Annotated in this window: 12 protein-coding genes; 3 read left to right on the forward strand and 9 right to left on the reverse strand. The window is 42.8% G+C overall.

Annotated features, from left to right (window positions below):
* Nucleotides 1-44: 44 nt before the first annotated feature.
* From E2K93_RS06020 to tuf, 3 genes are all read right to left on the reverse strand, one after another.
* Nucleotides 45-578, reverse strand: coding sequence for a hypothetical protein (locus tag E2K93_RS06020; protein WP_135438230.1), 534 nt, complete (start codon nt 576-578; stop codon nt 45-47).
* A gap of 184 nt (nt 579-762) precedes the next feature.
* Nucleotides 763-1,134, reverse strand: coding sequence for a hypothetical protein (locus E2K93_RS06025; protein WP_135438231.1), 372 nt, complete (start codon nt 1,132-1,134; stop codon nt 763-765).
* A gap of 470 nt (nt 1,135-1,604) precedes the next feature.
* A complete protein-coding gene (tuf, locus tag E2K93_RS06030; RefSeq protein WP_135438232.1) occupies nt 1,605-2,789 on the reverse strand; it encodes an elongation factor Tu in 1,185 nt (394 codons plus the stop codon).
* 349 nt (nt 2,790-3,138) lie between these two features.
* On the opposite strand from tuf, the gene fusA reads away from it, so the two are divergent.
* A complete protein-coding gene (gene fusA / locus E2K93_RS06035) occupies nt 3,139-5,226 on the forward strand; it encodes an elongation factor G (RefSeq protein WP_135438233.1) in 2,088 nt (695 codons plus the stop codon).
* A 414-nt stretch (nt 5,227-5,640) separates the two neighbouring features.
* A complete protein-coding gene (locus E2K93_RS06040; protein WP_135438234.1) occupies nt 5,641-7,032 on the forward strand; it encodes a hypothetical protein in 1,392 nt (463 codons plus the stop codon).
* A 78-nt stretch (nt 7,033-7,110) separates the two neighbouring features.
* Here E2K93_RS06040 and E2K93_RS06045 read toward each other — a convergent pair whose 3' ends face one another.
* From E2K93_RS06045 to E2K93_RS06065, 5 genes are all read right to left on the reverse strand, one after another.
* On the reverse strand, nt 7,111-9,231 hold the full coding sequence (locus E2K93_RS06045; RefSeq protein ID WP_228445515.1) for a TonB-dependent receptor family protein: 2,121 nt from the start codon (nt 9,229-9,231) through the stop codon (nt 7,111-7,113).
* Between the two features lie 250 nt (nt 9,232-9,481).
* Nucleotides 9,482-9,787, reverse strand: a complete 306-nt coding sequence (locus tag E2K93_RS06050; protein ID WP_135438236.1) for an ArsR/SmtB family transcription factor — start codon at nt 9,785-9,787, stop codon at nt 9,482-9,484.
* A gap of 77 nt (nt 9,788-9,864) precedes the next feature.
* Nucleotides 9,865-13,029, reverse strand: a complete 3,165-nt coding sequence (locus E2K93_RS06055) for an efflux RND transporter permease subunit (protein ID WP_135438237.1) — start codon at nt 13,027-13,029, stop codon at nt 9,865-9,867.
* The gene (locus E2K93_RS06060; protein WP_135438238.1) at nt 13,026-14,108 is read right to left on the reverse strand and encodes an efflux RND transporter periplasmic adaptor subunit; all 1,083 of its coding nucleotides are present in this window, start codon (nt 14,106-14,108) and stop codon (nt 13,026-13,028) included. The genes E2K93_RS06055 and E2K93_RS06060 overlap by 4 nt, the downstream gene beginning before the upstream one ends.
* Before the next feature lie 77 nt (nt 14,109-14,185).
* Nucleotides 14,186-14,557, reverse strand: coding sequence for a thiol-disulfide oxidoreductase DCC family protein (locus E2K93_RS06065; RefSeq protein ID WP_135438239.1), 372 nt, complete (start codon nt 14,555-14,557; stop codon nt 14,186-14,188).
* Between the two features lie 161 nt (nt 14,558-14,718).
* Here E2K93_RS06065 and E2K93_RS06070 point away from each other — a divergent pair, with 161 nt between their 5' ends.
* Nucleotides 14,719-14,937 carry a hypothetical protein gene (locus E2K93_RS06070; RefSeq protein ID WP_135438240.1) on the forward strand — a complete coding sequence of 73 codons (219 nt, stop codon included), beginning with the start codon at nt 14,719-14,721 and terminating at the stop codon, nt 14,935-14,937.
* 70 nt (nt 14,938-15,007) lie between these two features.
* Here the strand turns inward: E2K93_RS06070 and E2K93_RS06075 are convergent, their stop codons facing one another.
* A complete protein-coding gene (locus E2K93_RS06075; RefSeq protein WP_135438241.1) occupies nt 15,008-16,915 on the reverse strand; it encodes an alpha/beta hydrolase family protein in 1,908 nt (635 codons plus the stop codon).
* Nucleotides 16,916-16,971 lie beyond the last annotated feature (56 nt).

Below are 16,971 nucleotides of genomic sequence, written 5' to 3' on the forward strand. Positions count from 1 at the left end.
AGCCAACTGTTTTTTGTCCTTTTAAACGACTTGTTAGCTTTTTATTACTCACAAGCTTCAAGCACTCTTTTATGAGCTACATCAACCGCGAACCAACATGAACAATCTTCTTTTTCAGGGAGACTGTTTGACGATACAACATAATGAAGGCTTAACTCTTTATCTTTAGGGAATTTTTCGATGTTTATTTCAAAACCGTTACTCCCCATCGTTATAGGCGATTGAGATAAATATTTCGATCCTAAGCGTGAACCAAGCCATTCCCCATCTTCCGTCCCAATTAAAAGAAGCTGATTATCTTTTTCCCACTCCCAAGCATCTAGACCTTGCCCTGTGCAAGAACCATTGTCTTCGATTGAATTATTCCACGTGAAGTAAAAATTCAAATCATGTATTTCTGTACTTGAGTTCACTCGAAAGAGAACAGCAATACTTTCTTCAACTTCCATTCCTTCAGGTAACATTGGTTCGATCTTGGCTGAAACAATTTTTCCATTAGATAAATCGCCATTTTTAGCAGTAACTCCAAAAGTTAACTCACCAAAAATGGTTTTAAGAACTAGTTCATTCTGACTCAAAATACATACCATGCAGATTTAAAAGCTAACAGCTTTAAGAAGAAGAAAATATTTGCATTTGCTGTGTAAAATGCAGATATCTATTCGATAGTGTATGTCGCCTAATCGCTCATACAGACATCAACCTTTCCAAATAGTTAACGTCAATCCAGTTCCGATTTCAGTCCTTTAGCAATTAAAAGCTTTATGATCGATCCATTTGAAAATCTCGGTATAGTGCGCAAATAGCTGACGCCGTGAGCGCACATATAAACAAGTTAAAGAATAAAGAACTCAAATCTTCTATAAAGAAAACACTATCAACCAGCGCACAAATTAAAATAGCCAGCATTTCTGCACTTGCTAAGTAATATGCCCAGCTTTTTTTCTGTTGTAATCCACGGGTAATACAGACATTTATAACGATCAAAGTGATAGAAATTGGCGTTGCTATATAAAAATACTGAATCGTTAATTGTTCGGTTACTAAACCTATAACCCCTAGGATATGGGCAATCGCAACCACCAGCGCAGTTAATAATGTAAATAAATTAAATCCAAATACTATATTTGTCATCCTTGATACCTTTAATTGAATCGTTCGAGATTTGCAGACACAAATTAGTTGTAAAATCTGAAAACGAGCTTTTAAGAAAAGCGCTTGAACGACTGTAGATAGATTACAGTAAACTTTAACCTTTCCAGATAGTTAACGTCAATTTTGTATTAATCGCTCAAAAACAAAAAGAGCGCCGAAGCGCTCTTTTTTAAGGTTTGGTTTGTAACCAAATCAATCGATGACCACCACGGATGGTGGAAATACAATTCATGCAGGAATCAAATCCCAATTGGCGACAATTATATTCTGAGATTATTTAATGCCGTTTTAAAGAGTCACTGCTTGCATCAGGAGGTTGCGGCTTTCGCCGCAATGACGGTGCTTATTTTCGAGTAGGTTTTGGTCCCCAGTTCGGTCTGGCCCCAAAAACAAAAAGAGCGCCGAAGCGCTCTTTTTTAAGGTTTGGTTTGTAACCAAATCAATCGATATTAGTCGATGATTTTAGATACAACACCAGCACCTACTGTACGGCCACCTTCACGGATAGCGAAGCGTAAACCTTCGTCCATCGCGATTGGGTTGATAAGCTCAACAACAAACTTCAAGTTGTCGCCTGGCATTACCATTTCTACACCTTCTGGAAGCTCTACTGCACCAGTGATGTCTGTCGTACGGAAGTAAAACTGTGGACGGTAACCTTTAAAGAATGGTGTGTGACGACCACCTTCATCTTTGGTTAGTACGTATACTTCTGATTCGAACTTCGTGTGAGGAGTGATTGAACCTGGCTTAGCAAGTACTTGACCACGTTGAACTTCATCACGCTTAGTACCACGTAGAAGAACACCACAGTTCTCACCAGCACGACCTTCGTCTAGAAGCTTACGGAACATCTCTACACCAGTACAAGTCGTAGTTGTAGTATCTTTGATACCAACGATTTCTACATCTTCACCAACTTTGATGATACCGCGCTCAACACGACCAGTAACAACAGTACCACGACCTTGGATTGAGAATACATCTTCGATTGGAAGAATGAAGTCACCGTCAATCGCACGCTCTGGCTCTGGAATGTAAGTGTCTAGTGCTTCTGCAAGTTCTAGTACTTTCGCTTCCCAATTCGCTTCACCGTTCAATGCACCTAGTGCTGAACCTTGGATAACTGGTAGGTCATCACCTGGGAAGTCATATTCTGAAAGAAGTTCACGAACTTCCATCTCTACTAGCTCAAGTAGCTCTTCGTCATCAACCATGTCACATTTGTTCATGAATACGATGATGAAAGGTACACCAACCTGACGTGAAAGAAGGATGTGCTCACGTGTTTGTGGCATTGGACCATCTGTCGCTGCAACTACTAGAATCGCGCCGTCCATTTGTGCCGCACCTGTGATCATGTTTTTAACGTAATCGGCGTGACCAGGACAGTCTACGTGTGCGTAGTGACGAGTCTCTGTATCGTACTCAATGTGAGAAGTGTTGATTGTGATACCACGCTCACGCTCTTCTGGAGCGTTATCGATTTGAGCGAAATCACGTACTTCACCACCGTGAGTTTTAGTTAGAACTGCAGAAATCGCAGCAGTTAGAGTTGTTTTACCGTGGTCAACGTGACCGATAGTACCAACGTTAACGTGCGGTTTCGAACGTTCAAATTTTTCTTTAGCCATTTTCTATATACCTTAAAAGTTATAAACAAGCGGGCGGCAACCCGAGTTAACTGATTAATTATCGCTCAAAAACAGCAAAATTATTAGCCTAATTGCTATGTTTTTTTGTACAAAAACACAGCGAGCGAATTTTCAGGGGCACAATTTAGCAAACTGAAGGCTAGTTGTCTAAACTTTATGCTTTTCTGAGAGGAAAAAAGCGAAAAAAAATGTAAATAATCTGTACACTGCATTATTTTACCGCTCAGTTGATTAATTTTTACCATTTTTTGGTGTTAGTTTGCTTTAACTGATGTATAATCCGCGCAAAAATTTTTACGAAACGTTAATTTTAACATAGAGAATTGTAATGGCTGATTTATCAAAATACAGAAATATTGGTATTTTCGCTCACGTTGATGCTGGTAAGACAACAACAACTGAACGTATCCTTAAACTTACAGGTATGATCCACAAGATTGGTGAAGTACATGATGGTGAGTCAACTACTGACTTCATGGAACAAGAAGCTGAGCGTGGTATTACTATCCAGTCAGCGGCTGTTACTTGTGAGTGGAAAAAACATCGCTTTAACGTAATCGACACCCCAGGTCACGTTGACTTCACAGTTGAAGTTTATCGTTCTCTTAAAGTTCTTGACGGTGGTATCGGTGTATTCTGTGGTTCAGGTGGTGTAGAGCCGCAATCTGAAACCAACTGGCGTTACGCGAACGAATCGAAAGTTGCTCGTTTGATTTTCGTTAACAAGCTAGACCGTCTAGGTGCTAACTTCTACCGCGTTAAAGAGCAAGTAGAAAACGTACTTGGTGCTCGCTCACTAGTTATGACTTTACCAATTGGTGAAGAAGATGATTTCGTTGGTGTAGTAGACGTATTATCTCAAAAAGCTTACATCTGGGATGATTCAGGCCAACCTGAAAAGTATGAAGTTACAGATATCCCTGCGGATATGGTTGATGATGCTGCTGCTTACCGTGAAGAGATGATCGAGACAGCTTTAGAAGCTGACGAAGACATGTTGATGGAATACCTTGAAGGTGAACTAGACCCAACTGAAGAGCAAATCAAAGCGTGTATCCGTAAAGGTACTAACGAATTGATGTTCTTCCCTACATACTGTGGTTCAGCGTTCAAAAACAAAGGTATGCAACTTCTTCTTGATGCTGTTGTTGATTACTTACCTTCACCAACTGAAGTTCCACCTCAACCGTTAACTGACGAAGAAGGTGAACCAACTGGTCAATTCGCACTAGTTGATGCAGAAGAGCCGTTCCGTGCTTTAGCGTTCAAAATTATGGATGACCGTTTCGGTGCCCTTACTTTCGTACGTGTATACTCTGGTACTCTTAATAAAGGTGATACAGTTCTTAACTCATTCACGGGTAAAACAGAACGTATCGGCCGTATGGTTGAGATGCAAGCTGAAGATCGTACAGAATTAACTTCTGCACAAGCTGGTGACATCCTAGCTATCGTTGGTATGAAGAACGTTCAAACTGGTCACACATTATGTGCTGTTAAAGAACCTTGTACTCTTGAAGCTATGGTCTTCCCTGAGCCGGTAATCTCAATCGCTGTTGCCCCTAAAGATAAAGGTGGTGCAGAGAAGATGGGTATCGCTATCGGTAAAATGGTTGCAGAAGATCCAACGTTCAAAGTTGAAACTGATGAAGATTCAGGCGAAACCATCCTACGTGGTATGGGTGAGCTTCACTTAGATATCAAAGTAGATATCCTTAAGCGTACTTACGGTGTTGACTTAGTTGTTGGTAAGCCACAAGTTGCATACCGTGAAACAATCACTCAAGAGATTGAAGATTCTTACACGCATAAGAAACAATCTGGTGGTTCAGGTCAGTTCGGTAAGATCGATTACCGCATCAAGCCAGGCGAGCCTAACTCAGGTTTCACTTTCTCTTCAACAGTTGTTGGTGGTAACGTTCCTAAGGAATTCTTCCCAGCAATCGAGAAGGGTTTCAAAGGCATGATGGACGAAGGTGTTCTAGCTGGTTTCCCTGTACTAGACGTTGAAGTTGAACTTTACGATGGTGGTTTCCACGCAGTTGATTCATCAGCAGTAGCGTTCGAAATCGCAGCGAAAGGTGCATTCCGTCAATCAATCCCTAAGGCTGGTCCTCAACTAATTGAGCCAATCATGAAGGTTGACGTATTCACTCCAGAAGATCACGTTGGTGACGTAATCGGTGACCTTAACCGTCGTCGTGGTATGATCAAAGACCAAGAAGCTGGTACAACTGGCGTTCGCATTAAAGCAGACGTTCCACTATCAGAAATGTTTGGTTACATCGGACACCTACGTACAATGACTTCAGGTCGTGGTCAATTCTCTATGGAATTCAGCCACTACAACCAGTGTCCAGCTAACGTAGCTGAAACGGTTATCGCTGAAGTAAAAGAACGTAACGCTAAGAAGTAATATTAACTTCTAACGTTATTAAAAAAGGTCGCTCAAGCGGCCTTTTTTGTATGCGTTGATAAATTCCAAAGAATAGCTGAAACGGGTATCGCTGAAGTAAAAGAAGCTGTCAACAAAAGCGGCTAAGAAGTAATATTAACTGCTAACGTTATTGAAAAAGGTCGCGTAAGCGGCCTTTTTTATTGTTTAAAACTTTGTGTCTGGGCAGAAAACTCTGCAATGTCGTAACGATAAAAAAATACTGTAAACCACTATTCTCTATCATAAACTTTGAACATTGATAGTTTTGTTCTATGGTTAACAAGACTCGACATTAGGTTATTTCAAGACTGTATTTCAGCCATTCTAATAATAATAAACTGATGCCTTGTCATGCCTTTGTATGTTTGCTTAACAAAAACAAAGGACACAAAGATGCTTCGCTCGACTTTACTATTCTTGTTGGTATTGGGCTGCTGTCACGCCACCGCTAACGCCAAATCTATTTTTCAATATACCCAATTTGCTCATATCGATGACGTCGCGATGCAAAAGTACATGGTTGGCAAATCTGCTGCTCGTCCCAGCTCAACGAAACATAAAAAACGTGGTGTGCATAAACGACACAGTAATTGGCAACGCGACTTAAACCAAGCCACATGGCAAACTATTCAATATGAAACAGAGTGGTCTAAGCGTGCTGGACTGCAAGTGGTCAATCTACGCGGTAAGTTCTTTCTAATGGGTGGTCGCTCGCCCGTATTGGAGCCAAGGTTCCCTAATGAAAGTACGTTATATAATGATGTTTGGGTAAGCCATAACCAAGGTGCGAGTTGGCACAAAGTACAAGACAATAGTGAATCATCGTCTTGGCCAGCGAGAGCCTACTTTAAAGTGGTCAGTAAAGGCAATTATATGTACCTCGTCGGCGGGCAAAACTTTAAGCCTGCTTGTGCCGTCCCTGGTATTCCTGCCGACTCCCCCGCTTGCCCGCAAGTCATCCCTGCATCCGACTTTTTCAATGATGTCTGGCGCTCCAAAGACGGTAAAAATTGGCAGTTGATGACCGCCAATGCACCATGGCAAGGGCGAGCAGGTTTAATGGTTGAGGTGCTTAATAATCGTATTTATGTATTCGGTGGTTCAGCCAATGACGATTGTGCCATCATAGACCCAACCAGCTGTCAAAACCCAAACCAAGATCCTAATGGACCTCCGCCGCGTGAGTATTTCAATGATGTTTGGAGCAGTGGTAATGGCGTGCATTGGCGTCTAGAAAGCAGCGAAGCCGCTTGGTCAAAACGCGCCGGCGGTGCAACCTTGGTTAAAGATCGCCATATCTACCTATTGGGTGGCGAATTTGGTTTTTTACCTGATGCTCAAGGCAACCTTCCCTATTTAAACGATGTCTGGAAAAGCCGTAACGGTAAAAACTGGGTCAGAGTCACCGACGCAGCGCAATGGTCACCAAGACCTGGACATCAATGTGGTGTGCTCTACGGTAAAATGGCCTGCTTTGGTGGTTTTGGTATTCCATTTAATCCACCTAGAGTCTGGGTAAGTAGCGACGGTAAAGATTGGAATTCCTTACAAACTGGTGCTTGGAACGCTGCGTATTCAGACTTTGATCCTAGTGCTGGCACCGATATCATTAAATACGATTTCGATATAGTTGAATACCGTAATTGGCGCACAGGTGAGCAAGCGATTTATAGCTTTGGCGGTGACAGAGAAGTGTTCTTTTTGCCACCAGGATTCCCCGGAACGATAGAGCAATTTAACTTTAATCGTGTTGATAACGATGTCTGGAGATTTGGCTTTGATTAAATCTAGATAATACTGGATACATAAAAAAGCGCCTTAGAGCTAAGCTATAAGGCGCTTTTTAGTATTATTGTATTCACATTAGAATGAGTAGCTATAACCAACCGTAACGGTACGAGGCTTACCAACCATGATAGAACCGTGCACACGGCTACTCATGTATTCTTCGTCTAATACATTATCGACGGTTAGAGATACTTTTTGTGCATCGGTAAGGCTGTAATGTGCGCCTAAATCAACAACCGTGCGGCTTTCGATTAGCTCATCATCTGCAACAGTCCCTTGACCTGCCGTGGTGCGCATCTCATCCATATAACGAACCAACAAATCAGTACGGAAGTTGTCGGTCTCAAAACCAATCGTCAATTGCAATTGATTTTCAGGTACGTAAGGCAGCTCGTCACCCGCTTCAACATCACCCCAGGTATCTAGGCCTGATGAGAATGAGTTTTGGAATTCTGTTTCAGTAAAGGTGTACGCTAAGTCAACTGGGATAGCAAAACTACCGAAATCGAAGCTGTTACCTAGTTTAATTTCAAGGCCGCTGATTTCAACCTCACCGGCGTTATATTGATTACCAATGTTATCTTCATCACAACCTTGGCTAGCCGTACAGTTGCCGTGCATGTTGTCGTAATCGGCGTAGAACGCAATGGCTTCAGCATGCAGTGATTCAGTGGTGTAGCGAGCACCAAATTCATAGTTCACACTTTCCTCGTTATCAGCGTCTTCATTGCCCGGCGCTGGTGGCGCAAAACCTTTTTGTACACCACCTAACAATACAAATTCATCGGTCAATTTGTAGGTAAGAGCAAGTGACGGCAACACCACATCAACGCTGTTTTTCTTACGACTTGGGTCCATATCACGACCACTGTCATTTTTGCCCCAGTCTTTACGCTTGATGGTCATATCTTCATAACGAAGACCAGCATTAACGATAAAGTCGCCAATAGTCCACTCGTCATGAACGAATAGGGCAACAGCTTCAGCGCTATCGATACGGTTTGAATCAGTGCCTGGAACACCAGCATCAACCAAAGTCATTTCGTAGCTACTGTCTAACGTGTAGCCATCAACCCATTGAAAACGATCCATTTCATCTTCATGGTAACGTGCACCAAACTTAACTTGGTGGTTATCGAAGTCGGCGTTTACAACCGTTTGAATACCTTGTGATAAGTAATCACGATTATTGGCTTTTACATCAACGGTAATTGATTCAGCACTCGGATCGTTATCAAACATTGCAGCGGCTTCTACGCCACCTGAACCCAGACTCATACCGTCAATTTTGCTGGTTTTGTACCAGTTACGGTGAAAGTCGTTGTAATAAGCGTTAGTGGTTAGATTGAAACGCTCTGTCAATGCAACGTAATGATTGATTTGCAGCTGCTTGTGTTCGGTACTCATGTTATCTAACTGAGACGCTGAATAACGTGAATAAGGGTCGCTGTTGTAATCGTCTTCCGTAAGACCAATGTAGGTTTCATCAGAGTCTTCGTCGGAGTACTTAACTTTAAACTCAAGCTCTTGATAGTATTTAGCAGTATCATCGGTGTTAAAGCGTACTTTTGCTAATACATCGTTTTTGACAAAACCAGTGTCGCGATCGCTGTGGTTAATGTCTTTAAAGCCATCAGCTTGATAACGGAACAATTCCATTACTGAGCTAACGTTGTCGCCTTTACCGCCAGCAAAGGCATGAAGTTTACCATAACCGTCTTCACCAAGCTGACCTTTAACTTGACCAGCAAATTCTTCATTTGGAATTTGGCGAGATAGCATGTTAACAACACCACCAGTGGTACGTGGACCGTACATAGCGCTTGAGGTGCCTTTTAATACTTCAACTTGTGTCATACGACCCGAGGTTGGAAAATAATAAGCAGACGGAGCGGCATAAGGTGCCGGTGCAGCAAGTACGTTGTCTTCCATAATAGTGACTTTTTCACTACGATTTTGACCGGTACCACGCATACCAATATTTGGACGCAAACCATAACCATCTTCTTCCAAAACATACACGCCTGGAATCGACGTTAACGTACGCATGATATCGGTGTACTCAAACTTTTCCAACTCTTCGGAGTTGATCATATGAGCCGAACCAGGAATGTCGTTAATAGGGTTAGACTTGGAGAAAATAGTCACTAATTCGATATCTTCAACTTTATCGTTAGCAACTGCTATGTTTGACATAGCACCTAAAACAGCTAGGGAAATAACACTTGGTTTGATGAATTTTGCCGCTTTCATTTGTTACTCGCTTGAAATCAAAATGTTGTTTTTGTTTAATGGCGCGTATTTAAACACAAACCTAAATACGAATCAATCTCATTTACAATATTATTTACGCATTCTTGATCTAAAACAAGGTGTTAGCAAATTATTTTTATATGGCAATAAAAAAGGGCCATCAATAGGCCCTTTTTTCATAGTATGTGGTTGGTTATTGGCAAAATTCTTTTTGCAGAAATTGAATCAGTTTTATCGCAACATCATTGGCAATAGAGTAATAAATGGTTTGCGACTCGCGTCGAGTTTTAACCAAGCCTTCTTGGCGCAGCTTCGCCAAATGTTGCGACAAGCTTGATTGGCTTAAATCGATGCATTGATTTAATTCGCCAACAGACATCTCTTTTTCACCTAAATGGCAAAGTATTAACAAGCGATTTTCGTTGCTTAGCGCTTTCAATAAATCGCCAGCTTGACGAGCATTGGCTCTCAGTTCTTCAATATTTAGTGTGGTCTGCATTAATTGTTTCAACCATAGTGTTATGACCGCCCATGTTAGATGACTTTACAATGGGCGTCTATGACATTAATAGCTATCTAAGTGCTTTGCGCTATAACGTCTTGGCTTGGCTCGGGATCTCTTTGCTTATCGCGCACCACGGCAATCAACAACGCCGGCAAAAATGTGATACTTAGCAGTGTCGAAACCAAAATGCCACTCATTACAATCACGCCAACACCACGATACAGCTCGGTACCTTCGCCTGGAATCAATACCAATGGCGCGAGGCCAAAAATTGTCGTAGCGGTAGACATCAATATTGGCTTGAGGCGCTTCTCAAGTGCTTGTTTAACCGCTGCCTGCACTTGTACCCCCTGATCGACAATTAATCGTCGTGTTTGATCAACAATCAGTATCGGGTTATTGACCACCGTTCCCAACAAAATTAAAAAGCCGAGCATGGTGATCATATCGAACGGTTGATGAAATGCAGGTATGCCCATTGACGCCAATATCGCATTTACGCCATTAACAGTCACTAGCCCGAGCAATCCGCCAGCCATACCCAGCGGTACCGTCGCCAAAATAAATAACGGATAACGCCAATGACTAAATATCGCCACCAATAATAAATAACACAGCGCTAGCGCGATAAGGAAGTTACCAGACAATGACGCCTTGGTCGCTTCGAGCTGATCCGCAGCCCCACTTATGTTGACTTTAACACCTTGGGCGATACTGCCTTGACGCCAAAGCTCCGGTAGCAGTTGTTCACGCACCAAGCTTTCTGCGGTTTCTAATGCCACCTCTCGAGGCGGAATGATATACACCGTCACCGTACGTTTACCGTCTACGCGACGCACTGAATTACTGTTTTGACTTTCCCGCAAATCAGCAAGCGCATTCAATGGCAACACTTGGCCTTGCGGCGTGACAATCGGTGTATTGGCCAGCTTGTCTAAATTCTGACGGTTACCAGCACCACTAAACATGAAGATATCGACTTTATCATCGTTAAGAATAAACTCATCGACGTATGCACCATCACTCATGGCCGCGACGGCATAACCGAAATCGCTATTATCGATACCAAGCTCAGCCAATCGATGCCAACGAGGTTTTATCTCTATCAGCGGTTGGTCTAATGTTAGCGATCCTGGTTGCGAATTAATCTGTGGATTATCAAATACATCACTTGCCTGTTTATAAACCGCATCGGCCGCTTGGTATAATTCAATAATGTTACTGCCAGCAATGTCGATTGCTACGGCGCGGGTACCGCCATCATTGCTGGAGATTATCGAGCCTCTCGATGAGAATGCGCGCATTTTATCGTAACTGCGAAACTTGGTGGTTATCGCATCCATCATCTCTCTGATATACGTTGCATCAACAGGGGCACTTAAAAACCAAATAGAGCCAACCGATACCGACATCGAATAATAAGCCAGTGGTGGCATATCGCTGCGGCCTTCAAGAAAATCACTTTCATCGACATTTACATAGCCATCAAAATACACTCTTAGTTCATCACCAATTCGCTGCATTTCAGATAGGTTGTAATTAGGTGGCGCGATCATCATCGAAAACGCTTTAGGCTCTTCACCTTCTGGCAAATATTCAGCCGCAGGCATTAGCATATACGCGCTACCCATAATGGCGACAATGAATACCGCAACCGATAACCGTGCCCGATTGCGACTTTGAATAAACAAACCGGAAAATTTTAGCCAATTTTTCGATAAGGTAAATTGTCGGCCTTGTTTTAGGTCTTCTCGTTTGCCTAATTTTGCCAAGGTAACTGGCACCACAAATATTGCCACCAACATCGACGCGATAATGGCACCGGAGATTGCAATAGCGATATCCGAATAGAGTTGACCTGCTTCTTGCTCAACGAACAAAATAGGCGCAAATACCAACACCGTCGTGGTGGTTGAAGCCAGTACCGCTGGCCATACATCTTTGACCCCTTGAATCGCTGCGGCGGCTTTACTCACACCTTTTTTCTTAGCCTGTACAATCGACTCGAGTACAACAATGGTATTATCCACCGTCATGCCAATAGCAAAAGCGATACCAGCTAGCGAGATAACATTGATAGTGCGGCCAAACATCATCAGTGCTAAAAACGCGGCGATGGTACAAATTGGAATACCAATCACCCCTACCAAAGTCGCTTTGCCAGATCGTAAAAAATAGAACATCACTAATGTCGCGAGCAAGGCTCCAAGGGATAGGTTCACCCACACATTTTGCAACGAGCTTTTAACGTATTTGACGTCATCGCTGGTCAGCTTTAATAGCAAGCCATTTTGCGCCAGTAAATCACGGTTTAGCTCGTCGATCACCTGTAACATCGCCTCTTTAATGGCAATGACATTTGAGCCGCTTTCTTTGCGTACCGACATGCTTAATGTCCGCTCGCCATCGCTAAACGATAAACTGCGGGTTTCAAAATGATCTAAAGTTACCGACGCCACATCTTTGAGCAAAATATTGGCATTGTCACTGCGTTTGATGATTAAGTTTTCAAGCTCATCAAGATGTTCAAAACGGCCAATAACGCGAAGTAGATAACGACTTTTGCCACTTTCAATATCGCCAGCCGATGCGTCTTTATTGCGATTACGGATTGCATTGCGCAGTTCCGTTAAACTGATGCCACGTTGCGCCAATCTCGTGGCGTCAATTTTAATTTGAATTTGACGTTGAGCCCCACCGCGTATAGCGACCTCAGAGACACCATCGATACTCTCCATTCGAGGACGCACATAGTCATCAGCAAAATCTCTCAGCAAATCGACATCTAGATTGAGTGGGTTACCCGGTAAAGGCTTGAGCACGAAAAACATAAAGGCATTACCAGAAAACGAACTGGAAAAGATCCTTGGCTGGTCCACATTTTCGGGATATGACGGTACTTGGCTTAAGGCATTATTAACGCGAATCAGGGCATCATTGACATTAACGCCAAATGGAAACTCCAATTGTATTTCTGCGGTGCCCATTTCGGCATAAGACACCATGCGCTTGAGGTTTTCCAGACTGCGCAAGTAACGCTCTTGTTCGATAAGGATTTCTTTTTCAATATCTTGCGGTGTCGCCCCAGGCCAGCCGGTTTGCACGGTAATGGTTCTGACTTCTAAATCAGGGATCATCTGCACCGGAATATTCAGCGCAGAAACTAGACCTAAAATACAACTGATTGAGACAATAACGGCAACGAGAATACCGCGTTTTACCGTGGCTTCAATCATAGCGGTGTATCCTCTACTTTATTGACCTGCAATACATCACCATCTTTTAATAACTCAATGCCAGAGACGATAAATGCTTGACCGCTGGGCGCTCCGGTTACTGCGACTTGATTATCCTGCTGCTTGACCACTTTAACCAAATAGCGTTTCGCTTTTTGTTCGACAACCGAGAATATACTAAAGCCGCCATCAGGGTGTTGTTTCACCGCACTTTTAGGAAGCCAAACAATGGGTTCAAGTTGCGATGGTAAATGCACTTTCACCGTTGCTGACATGCCGGCTAATAAAGGCGTGTCATTCGATAAATTAACATATGCCGTTAACGTTCGACTGGTATCACTCGACACTGCGACTAAGCGGTCTAACGTGGCATCAATTGCTGGTGCACCTTCAAAGTCTGGAATGATGGTTACAGCGACTCGATGATCGTCAGCTAATTGACCATAGTACTCTTGCGGGATGGCTAAATTAACGCGTAAGTTATTTTGCTCTATCAGCGTAAATATTGGACTTTGTTGGGTTACCCACTCGCCTACATCGACATGTCGTTTAGCGATTACGCCTGCAAAAGGTGCATACAAAGTATGGCGATTAAGGATTTCTTGTTGTAAATCTCGCTCGGCTTGCAAGCGGGTTACCTTGGCTTTGGTTGTCGCAACCGCCGCCTTTCTTTCTTGTAACTGAGTTTCGGCAACAAGTTGCTGTTTTGAGAGGGTCACAACTTCATTATAGAGTCGCTGCGCTTCTTGCATTTCAACATTCGCGGCATCGATATCCGCTTGCGCTTGCGCTAAATTTAATGCCGCGAGCTTGGCATCCAATGTTAATAACTTTTGCCCTTTGTCGACCTTGTCACCAACCTCAACAAATAACGTAGCAATTAAGCCTGATTGCAAACTGGCTAAATTGGCGTTTTGTTTGGCCTCGACCGTGCCACTAAGAGTTAACTGACTTTGGTTATCATTTGTTTTGGCATAAATCACATCGACCTTAACCGCTTCTGCATAGCTATTAAATGCGGTAAGCGTGCTAAGCAATAGCCAAGACAAGGGCTGGCGAAAAATAGTGAAGGGACTCATATGGCTCTCAAAATATTATTATTTTCATAAGGATAGATTAAATGAACTATAAATTCATTAGCATAGTTTGCCAACCGTCAAATACGGCCGCTTTGTTTTAATCGTTTCATGACTCTTTGATGATATAGTTTCGATAACATTGGCTTGATCAGTGGTAGGCCAATCAATAATGCCAATGGCCGTAACCACACGACCCGACTCATTAACAATATATAGGCATCGAGTTCAGCGATAATGACGCCTTGTTCGTTTTGTACGTGTAATTCAGTCAAAGCGTTTAATGGATCGATACCAAGTTTTTTTAACGCCTCGTCTTGGCCGGTGATATCAAACCAACGCACCGACCGACCACCTGCTCCTGCTAAGCGCTGATACAAGCGCCTGTCGTTAACACAACTTGGGCAGGCTGCGTCGTAAAATACCGTTATGTTTGCACTGTGCTGTGTCATTGCTCAATTCACTCTCGGCGCTTTGCTGATGTATCTATCTGACATCTTTGACTTATTTAAATATAGCTGTATTTGCGGCGTTTTTATTGTGCTTTTTATTCGATCATAGGACATCTATTAACTAAAATTACCTTACCCATTTTTGCTTGTAGGGCTTAGACATGAAGCTTCACGATTTACATAACGAAGTTCAGGCAGGGATTCTCGATTATTTGGCAGTGCACCCAAATGCCATGGGCTCAGTTGAACACATTTCCAATGACTGGTTAGCAGATGAAAAATTTGAACACAATGTAGCTCAGGTTCAAAGTGCGGTAGACATAATGGTTAATAGGGGCGAATTGGTGCCACGATTAGGCGGTGATTTTTACTCTCAATAAGCGAATGCTTTAAAACAAAAATGCCCGAGTTAATTCACTCGGGCATTTTTATAATAATACAGCCAATAAACTAGATGTTTTCGCTGATAAATTTATCAATAGCCTGCAAGGCTTTCATACGGTTATTACCATTACTTAAGAAATGGTCACCCTTTTCCAATTCAATGTATTGTACTGAGCGACTATTGTCTTCAAGTTCTTCCGCCATGTTTTCTGATTGATGCGCAGGTACCACTTCATCATGTTCGCCATGGATAAGCATAACTGGGATTTTAATGTTACTGACATGATTAATTGGCGAAATTTGCTCTAAATGATCATCTGCAACATTGCCTTCGCTAATCACTTTCTGCCAATAAGCGACAACCCAATGATCGGAACCATAATCGCGTTTCTCATCTCGCATCATACGCTCGATGTCGGCCACACCATTAATCGATACGGCACATTTGTATACATCTGGGGTAAACGCGGCGCCAGCCAACGCGGCATAGCCACCATAACTTGCACCGACAATGCATATGCGGTCTTTGTTCACATAGCCAGATTTAACCAATGTACGTATGGTATCGGTCAAATCATCCTGCATTTTACGACCCCATTCGCCGCGACCTTTGTGTTTAAAATCGGAGCCGAAGCCATCGGAACCACGAAATTGAGGTTGAATCACCAAGTAACCGCGACTGGCAAAAAATTGTGCTAACCAATCAAAATGAATGGTGTCATAGGACTCTGGACCACCATGAGGCAACATGATCGCTGGCAAGTTTTTCAATTCGCTATTTGGCAAAGTTAACAGCGTTGGAATTTTTAAACCGTCACGAGCTTTGATCTTGGTTTGAAATATTTGACTGACTTTTTCACCTGGAATGTCCGGGCGCTGGCTGGCTAAAAAGCTAAAGCCGTCGCTGCCATACATGTAGTAATCGCCGGCGCTGCCATTGCCTTCGACGAGAAAAATCATCTTTTTCCAATCAGGGGTATGATCAACTAAAGTCACCGAGTTATCCGGCATCATAGCGACGACGTCGTCAATGGTCTTTTTAATTGTCGCATCAAAGAAGTCGTAACTTGGGGTAAAACCTGAATAGCGCACACCGTAAACGATGCGATTGATATCGGATAACACGTACTCGACATCTTTATCTTGTTGTTCAAATAACGGACCGGCTATTTTGCCATCGGCAAGTGCCATAGTGTAGTAAGCAACACGACCATTGGCATTATGCTGCAACATCACTAGATGTTTGATATCTGCAGTCAAACCAACGAAGGATTTAGTGCGTAGCTCCACTTCTTCCTGACGAAATATTTCCCGCCAATCTCCATCTTCATAAACTTCAATTCTATGGGTGTTGTCTCTGTCATTAAAACGTTCACGAGCGACTACTTGGTCGTTATGCACAAAGAAATCAATACTATCGGTTCTACCTTTAGCTACGCGCTTGGGCTTTTTCTTACTGTCTAATTTACTGGCGAATAAATTAAAGTTTCCGGCGTTTTCCCAGGCTGGCATATAAACAGATTTCGCATCTGTAGACACACCGACAACACGGCCGATGGCGGTTTGCCCTTCGTAAATGCCATTACCACGTTGCAATAACTGTTTTAGGTAGTTGTTACTGATGTTATAGGAAAACGCTGCACTGACATCATGGCGACCACGGTAGCCCCATAACTTAGCGTTTTCTTCGGCAACCAAAATAAGGTGATCGTCATCGACAAAGTAGGCCGTCGATGGGCGAATAGCACTGAGATCTATTGCCGCAACAGATTTCTTTTGCTTAAGGTCGTAGACCATATAGAAATCTTTATCGACGCTCGCATCGGCAACGCGATAGGCGATACGATCACCACTTGGTGATACACGCATCATGCTGGTTTTAGGTAAACTGCCAAAGGCTTCAATAGGTAAAAGGTCTTGAGCTACTACGCCGTATGAGAATACGAATAGCAAAACCGAGAGGAATTTGTTCATTTTCTTCCCTGAATGTTAATAGTGAGTGAAAACTATCACATAAAAAAAACAAAGAG

The organism is Thalassotalea sp. HSM 43 (assembly GCF_004752005.1).
Taxonomy (GTDB): Bacteria; Pseudomonadota; Gammaproteobacteria; order Enterobacterales; family Alteromonadaceae; genus Thalassotalea_A.